The sequence below is a fragment of the Micrococcus sp. EWR3.9.1 genome (genome assembly GCF_052615555.1).
This window is the reverse complement of the sequence record NZ_JBQXFD010000014.1, coordinates 44,345-64,830: the sequence shown is the minus strand read 5'-3', so window position 1 is coordinate 64,830 and position 20,486 is coordinate 44,345. Positions and strand designations below refer to the sequence as shown.

General features: G+C 69.8%; 19 protein-coding genes and 1 pseudogene. 15 read left to right on the top strand and 5 right to left on the bottom strand.

Annotation, left to right across the window (positions count from 1 at the left end):
• Positions 1 to 44: 44 nt before the first annotated feature.
• Positions 45 to 397 (bottom strand): annotated as a pseudogene (locus tag ACUJ8O_RS09270) (transposase); the annotation flags it as partial.
• A gap of 695 nt (positions 398 to 1,092) precedes the next feature.
• Between ACUJ8O_RS09270 and dnaK the strand changes: the two are divergent.
• From dnaK to ACUJ8O_RS09210, 12 genes are all read left to right on the top strand, one after another.
• Positions 1,093 to 2,958 carry a molecular chaperone DnaK gene (gene dnaK / locus ACUJ8O_RS09265; protein ID WP_095347634.1) on the top strand — a complete coding sequence of 622 codons (1,866 nt, stop codon included), beginning with the start codon at positions 1,093 to 1,095 and terminating at the stop codon, positions 2,956 to 2,958.
• 18 nt (positions 2,959 to 2,976) lie between these two features.
• A complete protein-coding gene (locus tag ACUJ8O_RS09260; RefSeq protein WP_095347633.1) occupies positions 2,977 to 3,516 on the top strand; it encodes a nucleotide exchange factor GrpE in 540 nt (179 codons plus the stop codon).
• Between the two features lie 3 nt (positions 3,517 to 3,519).
• Positions 3,520 to 4,392: a DnaJ C-terminal domain-containing protein gene (locus ACUJ8O_RS09255; RefSeq protein ID WP_095347632.1), complete on the top strand. Its 873-nt coding sequence runs from the start codon at positions 3,520 to 3,522 to the stop codon at positions 4,390 to 4,392.
• Positions 4,389 to 4,700, top strand: a complete 312-nt coding sequence (locus ACUJ8O_RS09250; RefSeq protein ID WP_010079738.1) for a chaperone modulator CbpM — start codon at positions 4,389 to 4,391, stop codon at positions 4,698 to 4,700. The genes ACUJ8O_RS09255 and ACUJ8O_RS09250 overlap by 4 nt, the downstream gene beginning before the upstream one ends.
• Positions 4,691 to 7,318, top strand: coding sequence for an ATP-dependent chaperone ClpB (clpB, locus tag ACUJ8O_RS09245; RefSeq protein ID WP_095347631.1), 2,628 nt, complete (start codon positions 4,691 to 4,693; stop codon positions 7,316 to 7,318). The genes ACUJ8O_RS09250 and clpB overlap by 10 nt, the downstream gene beginning before the upstream one ends.
• A complete protein-coding gene (gene trxA / locus ACUJ8O_RS09240) occupies positions 7,315 to 7,767 on the top strand; it encodes a thioredoxin (protein WP_371506795.1) in 453 nt (150 codons plus the stop codon). The genes clpB and trxA overlap by 4 nt, the downstream gene beginning before the upstream one ends.
• Positions 7,764 to 8,024 (top strand): UBP-type zinc finger domain-containing protein, encoded by a 261-nt coding sequence (locus ACUJ8O_RS09235; protein WP_095347629.1) that lies wholly within the window; start codon positions 7,764 to 7,766, stop codon positions 8,022 to 8,024. The genes trxA and ACUJ8O_RS09235 overlap by 4 nt, the downstream gene beginning before the upstream one ends.
• A complete protein-coding gene (locus tag ACUJ8O_RS09230; protein ID WP_445373329.1) occupies positions 8,021 to 9,733 on the top strand; it encodes an FAD-dependent oxidoreductase in 1,713 nt (570 codons plus the stop codon). The genes ACUJ8O_RS09235 and ACUJ8O_RS09230 overlap by 4 nt, the downstream gene beginning before the upstream one ends.
• Positions 9,734 to 9,809: 76 nt before the next feature.
• Positions 9,810 to 10,694, top strand: coding sequence for an alpha/beta fold hydrolase (locus ACUJ8O_RS09225; protein ID WP_095347627.1), 885 nt, complete (start codon positions 9,810 to 9,812; stop codon positions 10,692 to 10,694).
• A 556-nt stretch (positions 10,695 to 11,250) separates the two neighbouring features.
• Positions 11,251 to 11,778, top strand: coding sequence for a general stress protein (locus ACUJ8O_RS09220; protein WP_095347626.1), 528 nt, complete (start codon positions 11,251 to 11,253; stop codon positions 11,776 to 11,778).
• A gap of 269 nt (positions 11,779 to 12,047) precedes the next feature.
• Positions 12,048 to 12,836: a queuosine precursor transporter gene (locus ACUJ8O_RS09215; RefSeq protein ID WP_036337288.1), complete on the top strand. Its 789-nt coding sequence runs from the start codon at positions 12,048 to 12,050 to the stop codon at positions 12,834 to 12,836.
• Positions 12,837 to 12,913: 77 nt separating this feature from the next.
• On the top strand, positions 12,914 to 13,141 hold the full coding sequence (locus tag ACUJ8O_RS09210; RefSeq protein WP_049161426.1) for an amphi-Trp domain-containing protein: 228 nt from the start codon (positions 12,914 to 12,916) through the stop codon (positions 13,139 to 13,141).
• A 36-nt stretch (positions 13,142 to 13,177) separates the two neighbouring features.
• Here ACUJ8O_RS09210 and ACUJ8O_RS09205 read toward each other — a convergent pair whose 3' ends face one another.
• Together ACUJ8O_RS09205 and ACUJ8O_RS09200 are read right to left on the bottom strand one after the other, a co-directional pair.
• Entirely contained in the window at positions 13,178 to 13,825 is a 648-nt protein-coding gene (locus ACUJ8O_RS09205; RefSeq protein ID WP_036337286.1) for an MBL fold metallo-hydrolase, read from the bottom strand.
• Positions 13,826 to 13,977: 152 nt separating this feature from the next.
• On the bottom strand, positions 13,978 to 15,213 hold the full coding sequence (locus ACUJ8O_RS09200; RefSeq protein ID WP_095347625.1) for a hypothetical protein: 1,236 nt from the start codon (positions 15,211 to 15,213) through the stop codon (positions 13,978 to 13,980).
• A 185-nt stretch (positions 15,214 to 15,398) separates the two neighbouring features.
• On the opposite strand from ACUJ8O_RS09200, the gene ACUJ8O_RS09195 reads away from it, so the two are divergent.
• Positions 15,399 to 15,929 carry a peptidylprolyl isomerase gene (locus tag ACUJ8O_RS09195; RefSeq protein WP_049161430.1) on the top strand — a complete coding sequence of 177 codons (531 nt, stop codon included), beginning with the start codon at positions 15,399 to 15,401 and terminating at the stop codon, positions 15,927 to 15,929.
• A gap of 11 nt (positions 15,930 to 15,940) precedes the next feature.
• Positions 15,941 to 16,885 (top strand): rhomboid family intramembrane serine protease, encoded by a 945-nt coding sequence (locus ACUJ8O_RS09190; protein WP_233263230.1) that lies wholly within the window; start codon positions 15,941 to 15,943, stop codon positions 16,883 to 16,885.
• Positions 16,886 to 17,052: 167 nt separating this feature from the next.
• Here ACUJ8O_RS09190 and ACUJ8O_RS09185 read toward each other — a convergent pair whose 3' ends face one another.
• Positions 17,053 to 17,358 carry a cell division protein CrgA gene (locus ACUJ8O_RS09185; RefSeq protein WP_020624438.1) on the bottom strand — a complete coding sequence of 102 codons (306 nt, stop codon included), beginning with the start codon at positions 17,356 to 17,358 and terminating at the stop codon, positions 17,053 to 17,055.
• A gap of 156 nt (positions 17,359 to 17,514) precedes the next feature.
• Between ACUJ8O_RS09185 and ACUJ8O_RS09180 the strand changes: the two genes are divergently transcribed.
• Entirely contained in the window at positions 17,515 to 18,168 is a 654-nt protein-coding gene (locus tag ACUJ8O_RS09180; RefSeq protein WP_170747707.1) for a glutamine amidotransferase-related protein, read from the top strand.
• 45 nt (positions 18,169 to 18,213) lie between these two features.
• Here ACUJ8O_RS09180 and pknB read toward each other — a convergent pair whose 3' ends face one another.
• Complete coding sequence (pknB, locus tag ACUJ8O_RS09175) at positions 18,214 to 20,481, bottom strand: Stk1 family PASTA domain-containing Ser/Thr kinase (protein WP_445373328.1); 2,268 nt, start codon at positions 20,479 to 20,481, stop codon at positions 18,214 to 18,216.
• Between the last annotated feature and the right edge of the window lie 5 nt (positions 20,482 to 20,486).

The window sequence follows — 20,486 nt, the reverse complement described above, 5'->3', positions numbered from 1 at the left end:
ATGGGCTCGACTCCCAGCGGGCGGCCTTCGACGACGTCGTCCTAACTCGCGTCGATGAGCGCGACTACTTCCGGTGTTGGCGGACGAGCTCCGCCCCGAAGAAAGACGCAGCCCGCTTCAAGATCTCGTTCGCCCGACGCAACTCACGGACCTCCTGCCGGAGTTCCCGCTCGCGCCGCGCTTCCACCGTGCTCACCCCAGCGACGTGACCGTCGTGGATGTCGGCCTGCTTGACCCACCTCCGCACCGACTCGACCCCGTACCCGAGCTGCGTCGCGACCCGATTGCCGGTCCCGTGCTCTGCTCGCCGCGCCCTCACCATCCGGACCGCGGCGGCCTTCTCCTCCGGTGAATACCGACGCGTCGTCGGCTTCCCTGATGTCTGCTCATTCGGCATAACCCCATCCTCGTTTCCAAGGTCAGGAGCCTCCAACAAACTCAGGGCTCTTCAGTGTTCGTCAGGCAAATGACTTGAGAAATGTCTACGTGGGTCCATTCTGACGCCACAACGAGTTTCGTCTCGCGGACTCGGCCGGGCAGCGCGAGCCGATGCGCCGCACGGTGGCTGGGCGCCGCAGCTCGGTGGGGTCTACACCTCCGACCGTCGAACAAACATCGGCAGTGGCGGTATAGCGACTCAGCGTAAATGTGGAGGTGGTGAGATGGTGACCTCGTGTGCGGACCTGCCAGGCATCGACTCGGAGTCCATCGGGCTGGGTGGGCGCCCAGCCGATCACTGTCCGCGCGGTGAGCGGCCCAGTCGGCGACCGCCGGCGCGAAGTGGTTCACCGCCGAACGGTCCCCACGGGCAATTCATGCGGCTGCTGGGCCTGGCGCCCGGCATCGACAGCGTCACCGCCAGCTGCGACCTGGGCGTCCTGCGGATGGTGATGTCCATCGAGCAGCCCACCGTCCGGAAAGATCCCCCTGAAGCATCCTGCTTCCTGACTATGCGCACTCAGCCCTGCGCCTATGCCGATCCTGCCGCGCTCTTTGACCATCCCAGTAACGTATCTCACATGACAAGAATCGACGGCCCCTGTAGCGTGTCTCTCGTAGCGCGCCTCACGTGACAAGAAAGGAACGACCATCATGGCCAAAGCAGTAGGAATCGATCTGGGGACCACGAACTCCGTTATCGCCGTCTGGGAGGCCGGCGAGGAGAAGGTCATCCCGAACGCGGAGGGAGCCCGCACTACCCCGTCGGTGGTCGCTTTCACCGAGGACGGTGAACGGCTGGTGGGGCAGCTTGCCCGCCGGCAGAGCATCCTCAACCCGAAGGGCACCATCTCGTCCGCCAAGCGGTTCATCGGCCGGTCCTTCGACGAGATCAAGGAGGAGGCCAACGCCGTCGGCTTCGACGTCGTGGAAGGCCCCAACGGCGAAGCACGGTTCAACATCCGCGGCAAGCAGTACGCGCCGGAGGAGATCAGTGCCCAGGTGCTGCGCAAGCTCGTTGACGATGCCAGCAAGTTCCTCGGTGAGAAGGTGACCGAGGCCGTCATCACTGTTCCCGCCTACTTCAACGACGCCCAACGCACCGCGACCAGGGACGCCGGACGCATCGCCGGGCTCGAGGTGTTGCGCATCATCAACGAGCCCACCGCCGCCGCACTGGCGTACGGAATGGACAAGAAGAACCACGAGACCATCCTGGTGTTCGACCTCGGTGGCGGCACGTTCGATGTCAGCCTCCTCGACGTGGGCGACGGGGTCGTCGAAGTGCGATCCACCGCCGGTGACACCCACCTGGGCGGCGACGACTTCGACCGCCGGCTGGTGGACCACTTTGCCGACGAGTTCAAGAACGAGAACGGCATCGACCTGCGCAACGACCCGCAGGCGCTGCAGCGACTGTTCGAGGCGGCCGAGAAGGCGAAAATCGAGCTCAGCTCGGTGTCCCAGACCCAGGTCAGCCTGCCCTTCATCACCGCTGACGCCAGTGGGCCCAAGCACCTGACCATGACCGTGAAGCGGTCCAAGTTCGAAGACCTCACCGCTGACCTCGTTGAGCGGTGCCTCGGTCCGGTGCGTCAGGCGATGGCCGACGCGAAGATCAGCGAGGACGATATCGACGAGGTCATCCTCGTGGGCGGTTCCACCCGCATCCCCGCTGTCCAAGCGCTCGTCAAGCGGCTCACCGGCGGCAAGGAGCCGAACATGACGGTGAACCCCGATGAGGTGGTCGCTGTGGGCGCCGCCATCCAGGCGGGCGTCCTCAAGGGCGACGTCGACGACGTGCTGCTGCTGGATGTCACGCCGCTGTCGCTGGGTGTGGAGACCCGCGGTGGCGTGATGACGAAGATCATCGAACGCAACACCACCATCCCCGCCCGACGCAGCGAGGTGTTCTCCACGGCCGAAGACAACCAGCCGTCGGTGGAGATCGTCGTCCTGCAGGGCGAGCGGGAGAACGCCGCGGACAACCGGGTGCTGGGCCGGTTCGAGCTCACCGGCATCCGCCCCGCTCCTCGCGGTGAAGCGCAGGTCGAGGTCACCTTCGACATCGACGCGAACGGCATCCTGAACGTGACGGCGAAGGACAAGGACACCGGCACCGAGCAGGGCATCACCATCAGTGACACCTCGAATCTGGACCAGGGCGAGATCGACCGGATGATTAAGGAAGCCGAGCAGCACCGGGCTGACGACCAGGCGCTGCGCCAGGCCGTGGACGCCCGCAACGAGCTGGACTCCGCCGCCTACCAGGTCGAGCGGGTACTGCGTGAGCTCGGCGACGCTGCACCGGAGCACGAGCGTGCCCGCGCGGAGCTGCTCATCACGCAGGCCCGCGAGGCAGTGCAGAACAACGTGGGCGAGCAGGAAGCGAAAGAGCGCACCAGCGAGCTGCTGCAGGTTGCGCAGTCCCTTGCTGCGGCCCGCGCGAACGCCAGCCACGCTGAGCAGCCCGCTCAGGATGACGATGACGACGTCGTCGACGCCGAATTCGACAAGTAGCACGGAGGGAGGATCGCGATGGTCGAGGAGCAGAACGAGGACACGCGGGCCGTGGACCTGCTGAACGACGACCTCACCGACGTGTCCCCGGAGGAGGTCCACGCCGCGCAAGCAGCGGTCGCCTCCCAGTTGGAGGCGGCCGAGGACCGGTGGCGCCGGGCGGCGGCGGACTACGACAACCTCCGCAAACGAACGGCGCGCGAGATCCAGACCGTCCGCGAGCAGGAGCGGCAGCACACCGCCAAAGTCTTCTTGCCCGTCGTCGACGGGCTGGACCGGGCGCTCAGCTTCGGGGTGGACCTTGACGAGGGCGTTCTGGGTGGCATGCAGGCCGTCCGGGCGCAGGCCGCTGATGCGTTGCGCGCACTCGGGTACCCCGAGATTGTCATCGACGGTGCGGAGTTCGACCCGCAGCTGCACGAGGCGGTCTCGGTCGTCGAGGATGCCAGCGTCCCGCCGGGCAGCATCCTCGCCGTCACTCGCTCCGGGTTCGGAACGCCTGAGCGGATGCTGCGACCGGCTGCGGTCGTGGTCACCCGCAGGCCGGAGGAGGAGTAGGAGATGGCGGAGGATCTCTACAGCGTGCTGGGGGTCTCCCGGTCGGCGGATCAGAAGGAGATCCGCCGCGCCTACCGGGAGAAGGCCCGCAAGTTCCACCCGGACGTCAACAAGGCCCCGGGGGCGGAGGAGACCTTCAAACGGATCAGTGAAGCCCACGATGTGCTGTCGGACCCGGAAACCCGCTCACAGTACGACCGGTTCGGTGAGAACTTCCGGCAGTACGCCGCCGCGGACGCGGCTCGCTCCTCCGAGCAGCCGCGCCGCAGCGGCGGCACCCGATACACGTGGAGCGGGGGCGGCGCGCAGAGCGTGAACTGGGAGGACCTCTTCGGGGGTGGCTTCGGTGGTTTCGGTCGCGGCGCCGACCGCACCGCGGAGCTGGAGATCACGGTCGAGGAGGCCTACCGGGGCGGGCGGCGCACGGTGCAGGTCGCGTCCCCGTACGGCGGCGCGCAGGAGTACACCATCGACATCCCAGCGGGCGCTGTCGACGGGCAGCGGTTGCGGATCGCGGGCGCCGACGGACAGGACGGGGACCTGCTGGTCACGCTGCGCGTGAAGGACAGTAAGCGGTACCGGCTCAGCGGCGCGGACATCGAAACGGACCTTCCCATCTCACCGTGGGAGGCGGCGCTGGGCGCGGATGTCAGCATGCCCACCCCCGGCGGCCCGGTCACCGTGCACGTTCCGCCCGGCTCGTCCACGGACAGGCGGCTCCGCCTGCGCGGGCAGGGGATGCCGCGCAGGGGACAGCCGGGAGACCTGTATGCGCGGGTGAAGGTCGTCGTTCCCCGCACTCTCAGCAAGAAGGAGAGGGAGCTGTTCGAGCAGCTCCGCGACGAATCGTCGTTTGATGCCAGGAGAGGATCATGACCTCACGTCACCTGCCCGTCCGTGTCGCCCGGGCCGACCTGGCGGCGACCGCGGTGGCCGCAGGTATCCACCCGGATACGTTGCGGAAGTTCGTCGAGCTGGGGCTGGTCACCGCCCACGTCGACACCAGCGGCCGGCTGTGGTTCGCCCGTACTGTCCCCGCCCGCGTGCACACCATCGTGCGTCTGCACTCCGATCTTGCCGTGAACTACGCCGGCATCGCACTCGTGCTCGACCTGCTCGCCCGCATCGAGCAGCTCGAGCAGCACCGGACCATCCGACTTGAAGGAGACATCCCATGGACATGAACTCACTCACTCAGAAGTCGCAGGAAGCGCTCACCTCGGCCCAGAGCATCGCGGTCCAGGCCGGTCAGGTCGAAACGGACGAGGAGCATCTCCTGCTCGCACTGCTGCAGCAGGAGGAGGGGCTGGTTCCCCGACTGCTGCAGGCAGCGGGTGCTGACGTGGAAGCGGTACGCGCCGACGTCGAAGCGGAGATCGCCCGCAAGCCCAGCGTCTCCGGGTCCTCCCCGCAGACCGGTCAGGTGTACGTGAGCCGCAGCCTCACCTCCACCCTGGAACGGGCGGAGCGGGAGGCAAAGCGGCTGAAAGACTCCTACATCTCCGTGGAGCATCTCGTTCTGGCCCTCGTCGACGACTCCTCCAACCGTCCCGCGTCCCGTGTGCTGCGCGGCCACGGTGTCACCCGGGAGAGCTTCCTCAGCGCACTCACCGAGATCCGCGGCAACCAGCACGTCAACTCCGCCACCCCCGAGCAGACGTACGAGGCGTTGGCGAAGTACGGCCGTGACCTGGTCGCTGACGCCCGGTTGGGCAAGCTTGACCCGGTGATCGGGCGTGATGCGGAGATCCGCCGGGTCATCCAGATCCTCTCCCGCAAGACCAAGAACAACCCCGTTCTCATCGGCGAGCCCGGTGTCGGAAAGACCGCCATCGTGGAGGGCCTTGCCCAGCGGATCTTGAGTGAGGACGTGCCCGAGGGCCTTCGCGACAAGACCGTGTTCTCGCTGGACCTGTCTGCCCTGGTCGCCGGCGCGAAGTACCGGGGCGAGTTCGAGGAGCGAATGAAGGCAGTCCTGGCGGAGGTGAAGGCAGCGGAGGGACGCATCCTGCTGTTCATCGACGAGCTGCACACCCTGGTGGGGGCGGGAGCCACCGAAGGGGCGATGGACGCCGGCAACATGCTCAAGCCGATGCTCGCCCGCGGGGAGCTGCACCTCATCGGTGCCACCACCCTCGATGAGTACCGCAAGCACATCGAGAAGGACGCTGCCCTGGAACGCCGGTTCCAGACGGTGATGGTCGAGGAACCTGACGTGGAGGACGCGATCTCCATCCTCCGCGGCCTGCGCGAACGGCTGGAGGTCTTCCACGGTGTCCGCATCCAGGACAGCGCACTGGTCGCTGCCGCCGTGCTGTCCCACCGGTACATCACCGACCGGTTCCTGCCCGACAAGGCCATCGACCTCATCGACGAAGCCTGCGCGCGTCTGCGAACCGAGATCGACTCAATGCCCGCTGAGCTCGACGAACTGACCCGGCGGGTGACCCGCCTGGAGATCGAGGAAGCGGCGCTGTCGAAGGAAACGGACCCTGCCAGCAAGAACCGGCTGGAGGAGCTGCGCCGGGAGCTGGCCGACCTGAAGGCGGAGGCGGACTCCAAGCGCGCCCAGTGGGAGGCGGAGCGTCAAGCGATCCGCAAGGTCCAGGAGCTGCGCGGTGAGCTGGAGCGTCTGCGGCGGGAGGCGGAGGAAGCGGAGCGCTCCTACGACCTCAACCGTGCCGCTGAACTGAGGTACGGGGCTATCGCTGACGTGGAACGACGCCTGCGCGCCGAGGAGGAGCGTCTCGCCTCCAAGCAAGGCGGGCAGCGGCTGCTGCGGGAGGTGGTCACCGAGGACGAGATCGCCGAGATCGTCGCAGCATGGACGGGGATCCCCGTGGCCCGGCTGAAGGAAGGTGAACGCGACAAGATCCTCAGCCTGGACGCCACCCTCAAGGAGCGGGTGGTCGGTCAGGATGAGGCCATCACGCTCGTCAGCGACGCGATTATCCGTGCCCGCTCCGGCATCCGCGACCCGCGCCGACCCATCGGCTCGTTCATCTTCCTCGGCCCCACCGGAGTGGGAAAGACCGAACTGGCCAAAGCGCTCGCGCAAGCACTGTTCGACAGCGAGTCGGCGATGGTCCGGCTGGACATGAGCGAATACCAGGAACGTCACACCGTCAGCCGGCTCGTCGGTGCACCTCCCGGGTATGTCGGGTACGAGGAGGGAGGGCAGCTGACCGAGGCGGTGCGCCGCCGCCCGTACAGCGTGGTCCTTTTCGACGAGATCGAGAAAGCGCACCCGGACGTGTTCAACACGCTGCTGCAGGTCCTCGACGACGGCCGCATCACCGACAGCCAGGGACGCACCGTCGACTTCCGCAACACCATCCTCATCATGACCTCCAACATCGGTGCCCATCACCTGTTGGGCCTCGATGGCGGCTCGATCCCCGACGACGTGCGAAACAGTGTGCTCGGTGAGTTGCGCGCCCACTTCCGTCCCGAGTTCCTCAACCGGGTGGACGACATCGTGGTGTTCTCGCCGCTGGGTCGTGAACAGATCCAGGACATTGTGGAGCTGCAGTTCAACGACCTGCGCTCCCGGCTGGCCGAGCGTCAGATCCGCATCGAGCTGACGCCCGCGGCACGCCAGCTCATCGCCGAACGCGGCTACGACCCCGTGTACGGGGCGCGTCCGCTGCGACGCTACATCAGCCATGAGATCGAGACCCGGCTGGGTCGTGCGCTGCTGAGCGGGCAGGTGATGGACGGGTCGACGGTCACGCTGGACGTGCAGGACGGCGACCTCGTCTTCAACATCGCAGCGCCCGCCGAAGAGGAGGACGCGGGGTGAGCGCGATTGCGACCTGCCCCAACTGCGGGAAGAAGAACCGTGTCCCCGCCGCCGCGTCGGGGTACCCGCGCTGCGGCGTCTGCAAGAGCGCCCTGCCGTGGATCGTCGATGCGGGCGATGCGGACTTCGCCGAGGTGGTCGAGCAGGCCCCGCAAGTGGTGCTCGTGGACTTGTGGGCGACCTGGTGCGGACCGTGCCGGATGGTCAGCCCTGCTCTCGAGAAGGTCGCCACGGAACGTGCCGGCAAGCTCAAGCTGGTGAAAGTAGACGTGGACGCCGCGCCGGAGACGGCCCGCAAGTTCTCCGTCCAGGCGGTGCCGACCCTGCTCATCCTCAACCAAGGGAACGTGCTCTCCCGCCAATCCGGAGCCGCCCCGCCGGACGTGCTGATGCGCTGGGTGGACGAGGCGCTGCAGAAGAAGGCTGACTCGGCCGGCGGTGCCCCATGAGATACGTCGACCCACACGTCACGCTCATCCGCCCGGTCCGTCCCCGGACACCCGAGTCATGTGAGGACTGCGTGGCGGCCGGCACGCCCTGGTTGCACCTGCGGATGTGCCGCACCTGCGGGAAGGTCGGGTGCTGCGACTCCTCCCCGATGCGGCACGCCCGCACGCATGCGCTCACGGCGGGGCACCCCATCGTGCGGTCGCTGGAGCTGGGGGAGAACTGGAGCTGGTGCTACGTGGACGAAGCGTACCTATGAGTGACACGCCCGACGCCAACCGCCGCCAGGTCGCTCAGGCCGAGACGCCTGACACCATCGGCGCCTTCCCGCGGCTCAGCGACGAGCAGATCGCGGTGCTGCTCGGACGAGGGCAGCGCCGCACACTCACCGACGGGGAGGTTCTCATCCGGCCCGGCGAGCACCCGTCCTCCATCTATGTCGTCCTGGAAGGGCACCTGCTGACGGCGGACACCGAACCTGCGGCGGATCCGCGTCACCCCGATGAGCCGTTGGCGGTCGGGGTGCACGGCCGCGGCCGGTTCGTGGGGGATGTCGGGTTGCTGGAAGGACAGCCGTCTTTCGTACTCGTCTCCGCCATCGGCGCCGCCGAGGTGGTGGAGGTGCCCGTCGATGAGCTGGAGGCCATCGTCACCTCGGACCCGCTGTTGGGTGAGATCATCCTGCGGGCCTACCTCATCCGCCGCTCCCTGGCCATCGGGGCGGGAGCGGGCCTGCGGATCGTCGGCTCCTGCTTCTCCCCGCAGACCCGGGATCTGCTGGACTTCGTCGCACGAAACCGGCTGCCCCACCGGCTGGTGGACCTGGATGAGGACGAGAAAGCGGAGCGGCTGGTCCGCCAGCTCGGCGCCACCGCCGCCGACTTCCCGCTGGTGATCCTCGGCGGCTCACGCACCGTCCTGGGTGCCACCCCGGCACGGCTTGCCGAAGAGTTGGGGATGCGCCCGCCCGCCCCGCCGCCCACCTGCGATGTGCTGGTCGTCGGCGCTGGGCCGGCTGGTCTTGCCGCGGCGGTGTATGCAGCCTCCGATGGGTTGTCGGTCTACCTGTGCGACGCGGTCGCCAGCGGCGGGCAGGCGGGAACGTCTGCGAAGATCGAGAACTATCTGGGGTTTCCTGCCGGGATCTCCGGCTTTGAGCTCGCCGACCGCAGCCTCCTGCAGGTGCGCAAGTTCGGTGCCACGTTGGACATCCCGGCCATGGTCCAGGAGGTCGTGGAGGATGAGGACCGCTTCCGGGTGATCTTCAAAGATGGCAGGGAGGTCACCTCAGATGTGGTGGTCCTTGCCAACGGGGTGCGGTACCGCTCGCTTCCCGCCGCGGGGCTGGACCGGTTCCGGGCCTCGAACGTGTTCTACGCGGCAACAGCGCAGGAAGCGCGGATGTGCGTAGACACACCTGTCGCTGTTGTCGGCGGCGGCAACTCCGCCGGCCAGGCCGCGCTGTTCCTTGCCCGCACGTCCCCCCGTGTGCACCTTGTGGTGCGCGCCGCGGACCTGGGAGCGGGAATGTCCAGATACCTGGTGGACCAGATCCAACATCACCCCCGCATCAACGTGCTGCTGTCCTCGGAGGTCGTGGAAGCACACGGCGGCAACCGCTTGGAAGCGGTCACAGTCCGTCACGGTGACGTGCTCAAGAAGCTCCGCGTGGGGCACGTGTTCGTCTTCATCGGCGCCGCTCCGGCGACGACGGGGTTGAAGGTCGATGTGGCACGCGATCCCGACGGGTACATCCTCACCGGCGCGGAGGCGGAGCTGGCCGGCGCGCGGACGGAAGGAAGCCCCCGCTTCTCTTTGGAGACCACTATCCCCGGGGTCTTCGCTATCGGCGATGTGCGGCACGGGTCTGTGAAGCGAATGACCTCGGCTGTGGGTGAGGGCGCCAGTGTGGTCCAGCAGATCTTCGAGTACCTGAACGAGGGTCGTCACAGTCGGGTGCGCGCATGAGCTCCGACATCCAGCGACACGTGACGCCGCACGCCGCCCCGAACCGGCAGCCGTGGGAGAACCCGCGGATCCTCCGGTGGCCCATGCGGGCGTTGCGGGCGGGATCCGCTCGACGGTGCGTCGGATGAGGTGGTTTCGCCGCATCCCGGTGCGGCATATTGCCGAGGAACGCGGCGAGGGCCCGACGGTGCTGCTGCTGCACGGTATTGCGTCCTCGTCGGTGACGTTTCACCACGTGATCCCGTTGCTCGAGCGCACCCACCGGTGCATCGCCATCGACCTGCTTGGCTTCGGCGAGTCGCCGGCCCCGGAGTGGGCCGATTACACCCTGGCCGACCATGTCGCCGCTATCGAGCGGATGGTCGCCTCGTTGCGGCTGCGGGAGCCGTTCACTGTGGTCGGGCATTCTATGGGCGCCCTCATCGGCGCCGCCCGGTACGCCGCCCGGCGGCGAAAGCGAGTCGCGAAGCACGTGATGGTCAGCCCACCTATCTATCTGGCACCCCATGAGATCGGGGACGTCATCGAGCGGGCCCGGATGGACTTCTACCTGCGGCTCTTCGAGTACCTCCGCACGAACCGGAAGTTCACCCTCCGGCATGCTGCGCTGGTACAGCGGCTACTGCTCATCCCCAAAGCTGTCGATACTACTGAACGCAACTGGGAGCCGTTCATCAAGTCGTTGCGGCACTCCATCGAGTCACAGACCGCGCTCACTCAGCGACATCGCCCATGCCAAAGCCCCCATCGACGTCATTATGGGCGACCTCGACGAGTTCCGCTCCGAAGCCGTGCTGCGCATCGTGGAGCGGATGAGGGGGGGCGCCGTCCGGCGTGTGCGGGCAACGAACCACCTCATCGGCAAGCGCCTCGCCCAAATCGGCGTTACGAAAGTGACCACAGAGTAATGGAACGGGTGCCACTCCCGTGCCGATATGAAGGTGGAAAAACAAAGAAGTAGTAGTAGCACCCATGGGTGAACCGCGCTAACATGAGTACCGTCGGGGACATCCGACGCCACCATATCGGGAAGGAATCGATTCGCTATGACAACGTCCTCCGATCTTTCGGCGAACTTGACCGCCTCGCATCGAGCCTTCTGCACGCTCGTCCAGGACCGCGGCTGATGCCGGTCGACTTGTACCGGGAAGCTGACCGTGACATTCTCACCGCCGACCTGCCCGGGGTCGAAAGCGAAAAGGTGAAACCCCGCAAGATTCATGTTCTGAGTCAGCACTCGACTCAGGAGTAACGCCCGGCCGGAGACCCATCGACGAGCCAAAGTTAGCCAGACGACAGGACTCACACCGACAGAGAACCTGCCGCGGATGTAGGGCACGGAACAAACCAACTCGATGCTTCTCGTTCGCGGCACGCGCCGAACGCAAACAAGGGCGACCTTTCCCTGATGCCGAACGGCGCACCATCCGTTCTTGCAAGACCGGAAGAGGGGCGTGCACCCAGCCTTCTGGTCTTAGCACGGTGGTTCATCCACTTTTCACTCAAGGAGTACTCCCATGACCAGCCCCGAGGCCCCTCGCAACACCCCTCCGGAACAGGACGCTAGTGAGCTCTCGTTCACCAATGACCCCCGCTGGAAACAAACGATCGCGCGGTTCTCTGACTACGCCAGTGCGCAGGCAGCGGTTGACCGTCTTTCCGACGCCGGCTTCCCCGTGGAAAGAGTGGCGATCGTGGGGTTCGACGTTCGTGTAGTCGAGCACGTACTCGGTCGCTTGACAAGAGGAAAAGCTGCGCTACGGGGCGCAGCCGCTGGAGCATGGTTCGGTGTTCTGCTAGGCCTGCTGTTCGGGCTGTTCGCCCCCGGATTCGGTTGGCTGGCCATCATGATCATCTCGGTCGCCTCTGGCGCAGTGTGGGGCGCTTTGCTTTCCTTCCTTGGACACCTGGCTACGGGCGGCCGACGGGACTTCGACTCACTGCAGACCCTTGAGGCGGGCCACTACGAGGTCCAAGTGGAAGCACCATACGCTGCGGAGGCCGCTCGTCTCCTCGCGGACCAGACCGCCCACCCCGGAGACTGAAAAGGCGTGAAGCGCCCTGAGTCTGGTGGAGACTCAGGGCGCTTCAGTCACGGTAGCCTCGGAGCAGCGCTGGTCGTGGTTGTAGAAGCCGCGTGACCTGCGCAAAGACAGAGTTTTCAGGTGCGGGCAGGGGTTCTCAAACTCCCTACGAAGGTCCATCGAAGAAGGGCCCGGGAGTCGTGAGACTCCCGGGCCCTGTTGTATGCCCAAGGTGGGTCCGTCTGCGCCCACCGCGCCCGTCGCCGTCGTGCGTGGTGTTGGATGGTCCGGTGAACACCACCACCCACGCCCCGTCCCCCGACCGACCCGCCTCTGGGCAGGGCACTCCGGCCTACGCCCGGGTGCCCGCGAGCTACTACGACATCTTCGTGGGCGTCTTCATCGCCCTCCTCATCCTCTCCGGCGTCACCGCGGCCAAGCTCTTCTACGGCCCCACCGTCCCGGTCATCTCGGACCTCTTCTACGACGGCGGCCCCCTCATCTTCGACGGCGGCGCCTTCCTGTTCCCGTTCGCGTACATCGTCGGCGACATCCTCGCCGAGGTGTACGGCTGGCGCCGGGCCCGCCGCGCCATTGTCCTCGGCTTCGCGATGCTCGTGCTCGCCGCCCTCACCTACACGGTGGTCTCCTGGACCACGCCCGTCGAGGGCTTCGAGGTCTGGGACCAGGCCCTCGCCCCGATGCTGCGGATCACCGTGGCCGGCGTCGTCGCGTTCCTCGTGGGCTCCCTGCTCAACGCGTCCATCGTGGTCCGCCTCAAGGAGCGCATGAAGGAACGGCACGTGGCGTTCCGGCTCATCCTCTCCACCGTGGTCGGCCAGTTCTTCGACACCCTGATCTTCTGCACCATCGCCTACGCCGGCACCATCTCGCTGCTGGAACTGGCGAACTACACGGTGACCGGCTTCGGCTACAAGACGCTTGTGGAGATCCTCATCGTGCCGGTGACCCTGCTCGTCATCCGCGCCCTCAAGCGCCGGGAGCCCACCTACCGGGCACCCGGCTTCGAGATCCACCGCGACGACGATCCCGCCCTCGCCCCGGCCACGTCCCGCTGACCCGCACGGGCCCCGGCGTCGGCCGCGCCGGGGCCCGTCCGTCGCGCGCACCCCGCCCACCGACTACCGTCGGTGCCATGGGCAAGGACCTCTTCGAGCACGAGCAGCAGCAGACCCTCAGCCGCGAGCAGGCCGCCGCACGCCTGCGCGACCTCGCCGACCAGCTCTCCCGGCAGAACGAGGTGCGGATCGAGCACGGCGGCCGCGATGTCGTCGTCACCGTCCCGGACCGCGTGGGACTCGAGGTGGAGCTCGAGGTCGAGGACGGCGGCGACGCCGAGCTGGAGATCACCCTCAGCTGGTGACCGGCCCCGGGCCGGCCGCCGTCGCCTCCCCGTGCCTCAGAACGTCCAGGGCTCCCCGGGGGCCAGACGACGGTAGTCGGTCACGCCCTCGGCGAGCCCCGAGAGCACCCCGTCCACCACGCCCTTGCCGTCCTCGCTGAGGATGCCGTCGTGGATGGGGCGGGTGTGCGTCGCCGCGATGGCCCGCATCTGGTCCACCACGTCCGCGATGCGCAGCCACGGTGCCGCGGCGGGCAGCAGGAGCACCTCGACGTCGGCGTCCGGCACCGTGAACGAGTCGCCGGGGTGCAGCACGGCCCCGTCCACGAGGTAGGACACGTTGACCGGGCGCGGGACCTCGGCGTGGATCACCGCGTGCTCCCCGCCGAGCACCTCCACCCGGAAGCCGGCGGCCTCGAACGTCTCCCCGGGCACGGCCGTGTGCACTCGCCCGGCGTCGAGCCCCGCCTCCCCCAGCGGCCCCGTGAGGTCCCGTGGCGCCCACACGTGCGCCTCCGTGCCGGCCACAGCCCTGGCCAGCTGCTCGGGGACCACGTGGTCCGGGTGGCCGTGCGTCACGAGGACGGCGTCCGCGCCGTCCAGGACCGCCGCATCGCTGAACGCGCCGGGGTCGAACGCGAGGCGCCGGCCGGCCTTCTCGAGGCGGACGGCCGAGTGGCCGAAGAGGGTCAGGGTCGTGCTCATGCGGATCACTCCTCCGCCCGGCGTCGGGATCCCGGGCAGTCCCAGCCTCCCGCGCGCTCCCGGCGGCGGACAAGGCCCGCGCACCCTCGGTTCTGCCGAGGATGCGCGGGCCGGGCTCCGTCCGCTGCGCGCTCAGGGCGCGGGGAAGCGGGTCAGCGCTGCTGCCCGGGCTGGACGCCCAGCACCTTCGCGTTGGCGGCGGCCACCGGGTCCGGGGCGGCGGTGTCCACCCGCACGCCCTGGCCCGCCGCGGCCGAGCCGGCCTCGGCCACGACCTTCTGCTGCTGGGCGTAGGGGTTGTTCGCCTCCACCACCGGGATGTTCGCGGTGATCGGGCCCGGGACCGGGGCGGTCCACGGATCCTGCACCGGCTTGGTCAGGCGCCACAGGGCGTAGCCGGCGCCGGCGGCGGCGGCCGCCATGCCCGCGACGATCCAGGCGCGGCCACCCGAGCGGGAGGCCCGGCGACCGGCGGCACGGTTCAGGTCCTTCTCGGCCGCGCCGGCGTACTGCTCGGCACCCTTGCGCAGGCGCTTCACGATCGCCTTGTCCCCGGTGAGCTTGATCAGCGCCTGCTCCAGGGCGTCCGGGACCTCGACGTCGTGGGCGGTCTTGCGGGCGTGCGCGGCGCCGTCGGCCAGGCGGGCGGCCGCCACGGGGAGGACCTCCTCCTTGCGGCGCTGGGCGTAGTCGCCGGCGTCGGCCAGGCGGGCCTGCACCTGCGGGGCCACCTTCCCGCCCTGCTCCTGCAGCGCGGACAGGCCCGCGGCGAGGAGACCGGCGAGGGTCACGCCGCCCGCCGCGGCGGCGTCCTTGGCCTGACCGGCACGGTCGCTGAACAGGGCGGCGGACCGCTGCCCGTCCTTGCGGGCGCCCTTGGCGGCCTTCTTCGCGTCCTTGCGCAGGCCCTGGGCGGCCTGGCGGCCGTCCCGGCGCAGCTGCTTGGCCTTGCGGCCCCCACGACGGCGGCCCTTCTTCGCGGCCTTCTCAGCGTCCTTGCGCGCCGCGGCGAACTGCTGCTGCACCTCGTGGCCGGCGTCCTGCGCCTGGGCCTGCAGGTGCTCGAGGAAGTCCTGGACGGTGTCCACGCCCTTGGCGACGGCGGGGGCCAGCAGCCCGTACTGGTGCGCGACGGCCTCGCCGGCCTTCCGCGCCCCGCGCTCGACCACGGGGCCGTACTCCTTCTTGGCGTCCTGGGCCTTGCGGCGGCCCTCCTCGGCCGCGGCGGAGCCGCCGATCAGCCCGTAGGCCGCGGCCACCTCGCCCCAGGCGCGGGTGGACTCCACCTTCGGGGCGGCCCAGTGGCGCAGGTTCTCCGCCTGGCGTGCGACGAACGCGTTCGCGCCGCCGTCGTGCTGGATCTCGTCGTGCAGGGTCGTGCGAGCCATGTGATGCCTCCCGTGGGTTCTGGATGGTCGTTGAACGCGGTGGTCCTCGAGGCCCAGCCTAGTGGCCGACCCCCGCCGTGGCACGGGTCCCGGCACGCCGGGAGTGCGTACGCCGATCGCGGAAGACCCGCCCCCGGACGGCGGGATCCGGACGGCCCGCCGCCGCGGATGGAACAATGGGGCGCATGGCGAACAACACGCACACCGCGACCATCCACACGAACCACGGCGACATCGTCGTCGAGCTGTTCGGCAACCACGCCCCGAAGACCGTGAAGAACTTCGTGGGCCTCGCCACCGGCGAGCAGGAGTGGACCCACCCGCAGACCGGTGAGAAGAACAACGGCGCCCCGCTGTACTCCGGCACCGTGTTCCACCGCATCATCAAGGACTTCATGATCCAGGGCGGCGACCCGCTCGGCATGGGCATCGGCGGCCCCGGCTACCAGTTCGGCGACGAGATCCACCCCGAGCTGCAGTTCGACCGCCCCTACCTGCTGGCCATGGCCAACGCGGGCCCCGGCACCAACGGCTCGCAGTTCTTCATCACCTCCGTGCCCACCGGCTGGCTCAACGGCAAGCACACCATCTTCGGCGAGGTGAAGGACGAGGCCTCCCAGAAGGTCGTGGACGAGCTCAACGCCGTCGCCACCGATCCCCGTGACCGCCCGCTCGAGGACGTCGTCATCGAGTCCATCGACATCGACGAGGCCTGAGCAGCCCCTCGGTGAGCACCACCCCCTCCGACCCGCACGGCCCGGACTCCGCGGACGGCACACCCCCGGTGTGCCCGCGGCACCCGGGCCGTGCGGCGCATGTGCGCTGCGCCGTCTGCCGGCGCCCCGCGTGCCTCGACTGCCAGCGTCCCGGCTCCGCGGCCGGACCGGTCTGCGTGGACTGTGCGTCCGGCGTCGTGGCCGGCCCCGCTCCGACGTCGTCCCCCGCCGCCGGCGCCGCCGCGACGGTCCCGGCCCGACGGCGGACGGGCTTCGCCGCCTCGCCCGTCACCTGGATCCTGCTGGCGGTCACGACGCTGGTCTACGCGGCGCAGTGGCTGACCCGGGATCAGGCGTCCGGTGTGACCGAGGCGCTCTGGTACGCCGGGCTCTACACGTCCCCGTACGGCATGGAGCCGTGGCGGATGGCCTCCTACGCGCTCGTGCACGACGTCTCCGGTCCCACGCACCTGCTGCTGAACATGCTCGCGCTGTGGGTGATCGGGCGCGTGCTCGAGCCCGCGCTGGGCTGGTGGCGGTTCCTCGCCCTCTACGTGCTCTCCGCCGTGGGCGGTGCGGTGTTCGCGCTGTGGGTCTCGGACCCGCTGCAGCCCGTCGTCGGGGCGTCCGGCGCCGTGTACGGCATGTTCGCGGCCCTGTTCCTGCTCACCCGGGTGCGGGGCGGCCAGGTGCGCTCGATCGCCGTGCTGATCGGCCTGAACCTCGTGTTCTCGTTCCTGCTGCCCGGGGTGGCCTGGCAGGTGCACGTGGGCGGGCTGCTGACGGGGGCCGTCGTCGCCGTCGTGTTCTCCCTGGCCGGCGGGCTGCGCCCCGGCCGCGCGCGCCTGCCGTCCGTGGGCGCCCAGGTGGCCGGCCTCGTGGTCGTGGCGGCGGCGCTGGCGGCGCTCACGGTGCTCGGCGCCGCACGGGTCACGGTGGCCGGCCTGCTCGGCTAGGCCGCCGTCTCCGACCGTCCCCGGAGTTCCCCACAGGCGGGTGTGCACTTCTTCCCACAGGGGTGTCCACACCTGTGGACAACTCCGGGGACAACTCGTATACGGGCCGGATCGTGCGGATCCCTCATCCACAGGGTTGTCCACCGCTGTGGAGAACTACACGCGTGTCATTCGCTCCAGCGGGACATCATCAGGAACCCGACCAGCGCGAGGCCGAAGCCCACGAGGATGTTCCAGCCGCCGATCTGCACGATCGGGAAGAGACCCTGGGTCAGGTAGTAGACGATGATCCAGAGCAGGCCGAGGATCAGCAGGCCGAACATCACGGCCTTGTACACGGGGGAGAGGGGCTTCGGACCCGGGTCCACGTCCCCGAGGTCCGTCCGCACGGCGGAGCGGCTGCGGCGCGCGGCCTCGAGCTCCTCGCGCTTCCGACGGGCCGAGTCCTTGCGCTTGCCGGCGGGTGCTGCCACGGGTCTTCTCCTCGGGTGGGGGGTGGTGGGCGCCCCCACCGGCGGAGACCGGGGCGGGGACGGTATCCTGCTGACCTGCCCAGGACCGGGGTCAGCGACGTGCCCGGCCAGTCTATGCACCCCGCTCCCACGCGGCGGGGAGGAAAGAGCGCCCCCGTGCAGAGCCCCCAGGTCTCCGTCCTCGTCGTCGACAACTACGACAGCTTCGTCTACACCCTGGTGGGCTACCTCGAGCAGCTCGGGGCCCGCACCACCGTGATCCGCAACGACGGGGTCACCCCCGCCCGCGCCCTCGAGCTCGCGGCCGAGCACACGGCGGTGCTCATCTCGCCCGGGCCGGGCGCGCCCGCCGACGCCGGTGTCTCCCTCGACCTCATCCGCTCCGCAGCCGACGGCGGCCGCCCGCTCTTCGGGGTGTGCCTGGGGCACCAGGCCATCGCGGAGGTGTTCGGCGCCACCGTGACGCACGCGGAGTCCCTCATGCACGGCAAGACGTCCCTGGTCCGCCACGGCGGGCACCCCATGTTCGAGGGCGTCCCCTCGCCGTTCACCGCCACCCGCTACCACTCGCTGGCCGCCGTGCGGCCCACCGTGGACGAGGCGGTCCTGGAGATCACCGCCGAGACCGAGGACGGCGTCGTGATGGGACTGGCCCACCGCACCGCGCCCCTGTGGGGTGTGCAGTTCCACCCCGAGTCCGTGCTCACCGAGGGCGGCTACCGGATGCTCGGCAACTGGCTCGAGTCCGTGGGGCTCTCCGGGGCCGCCGAGCGCGGCGGCCGGCTCTCTCCCCTCGTCCGCCAGGACTGACCGGTCCCGGGGCCCGGTTCGCGGGCCCGACGGCGCCCCGTCCGCTCAGGTGGACGGCGGCGGATCGATCGAGGGCTCGGGGTCCGGCGTCAGCGTCGGCAGCGGGTCCACCGGCGTCGCGGTGGGCGACGTGCTCGGCGGCTGCCCGGTCGGCTCCGACGGGGCCGCCGACGTCGGCGCCGGGCTCTGCGTCGGTGACGGCGTCGCGGTCGTCGTCGGCTCGGGGCTGGGCGTGGCCGAGGCGGACGGCGAGGGCGAGGGTTCCGCGCTCGCGGAGGGCTCGGGGCTCTCCGACGGCGGGGGGCTCGGTGACGCGGACGCCGACGGCGTGGGCTCGGGCGCCTCGCTGGACGGCGGCGCCGGCTCGGAGGGCTCGGCCGTGGGCGCGATCCACGAGGACGCCGTCAGGGTCAGGGAGGAACGGTTGTCCACGCGGACGCCGGCGGGCGGATCCTGGGCCACGACCGTTCCGGTGTCCGTGGTCGCGCCGTCCTCGTCCTGGATCCGCACGCGCAGCTCGGGGGCGCTCAGCGCCAGCTGACGCCGCGCGTCCGGAGCGCTCATCCCCACCACATCCGGCACGTCGACCATGCCGCTGGACAGGTGCAGCACCACGGAGGAGCCGGGCGGCACGTGCGTGCCCATCGCGGGGTCGGTGCGGGCGAGCAGCCCGCGTTCGAGTCGGCCGTCGTCCTGGTACTGCACGGAGGAGACACGCAGGCCCAGCCGTTCCAGCTCGCGGCGGGCCGCGTCCTCGGACAGCCCGTGCAGGGAGTCGGACAGCGCGATGCCCTCCTCGCCGCGGGACACCCGGATCCGCACCTCGGCCCCGCGGGGCACCTCCGTGCCCGTCGGCGGGTCGCTCTGGGTGACGGTCCCGTCCGGGGCGTCGGCCATGTACGCGGACGAGACGACGGCCACCAGACCTGCGTCCTCGAGCGCCGCGACCGCCTCGTCCTGCTGCAGCCCCACCACCGCGGGCACCTCCGCGGTGGTGGGCAGAGCCGCCGCGAGCCACGGCGCCAGGACCAGGGCCAGCGCCACCAGGACCGCGCCGGCCGCCAGGAGCGTGCGCCGGCGGAGGCGCCGGCGGACACGACGGTGCGTGGCCGTCGCTGGCGCCGGCGTGTCCCCTTGCGGTTCGGGCCGGGGCGTCGCGACCGCACCGGGCATCACCGGCTGGCCGACCGTCACCGGGCGGGGGCCGTCCATGGCGGCGGCGGCGGCAAGCTGCGCGGCGGAGGCGGCGCCGAGCAGTCCCGCACCCGCCACGGCATGGTTCGCCGCCTGGGGCTGTGCGGCGTCCGGCTCGGCCGGGACGGAGGGCGTCGGCCGGGTCAGCGGGACCGCGGCCGTCGGCACATCGGCCCCGTGCTCCGCGGCCGCGGCGCCCAGCACCGCGCCGACGAGGGCGGGAGGGAAGGCATCGAGCGGCGGGGTGTGACGGCCGGGGCCGGCGTGCGGATCCGCCGCGGCCTCCTCGAGGGCCGCGAGGAACGCGGTGCCCGTGGGGAACCGGTCCTCCGGATCCTTGCGCAGGGCGCGCAGCACCACGGGGTCGAACGCGGGCGGCAGGTCGGGGTCGACGTCGGAGGGCGCCGGCGGCTCCTCGCGCACGTGTTGATAGGCCACGGCCAGCGGCGTGTCACCCGTGAAGGGGGGTCGGCCCGTGAGCAGCTCGAACAGCAGGCAGCCGGCCGCGTAGAGGTCGGCGCGGCCGTCCACGGTGCGGCCCGTCGCCTGCTCCGGGGCCAGGTAGAGGGCCGTGCCCACCACGGCCTGGGTCTGCGACGTGGTGGCGGAGGTGTCGGCCAGCGCATGGGCGATCCCGAAGTCCATCACCTTCACGGCGCCCGTCTCCGTGACCATGACGTTCGCGGGCTTCACGTCGCGGTGGACGATGCCCTCCTCGTGCGCGTGCTCGAGCGCTTCCAGCGCGCCCCGGGTCCAGGCCACGGCACGGTCCGTGCCCACGGCGCCCTCGGCGTGCAGGATCTCCCGCAGCGTCCGGCCGGAGACGAGCTCCATCACCAGGAACGGGCAGTCCACCGGATGGAGGCCGTCCTCGAGAGAGACCTCGCCCGTGTCGTACACGGAGACGATCGAGGGGTGGTTCAGGGAGGCCGCCGAGCGTGCCTCCTTGCGGAAGCGTGCCTGGAAGTGCGGATCGCGCGCCAGGTCCCGGCGCATCAGCTTGACCGCCACCGGGCGGTGCAGCCGCAGGTCCTCGCCGCGGAAGACGTCCGCCATGCCGCCGCGCCCGATCAGCTCACCGATCCGGTACCGCCCGTTCAGGATTCTCTGCTCATCCACAGACA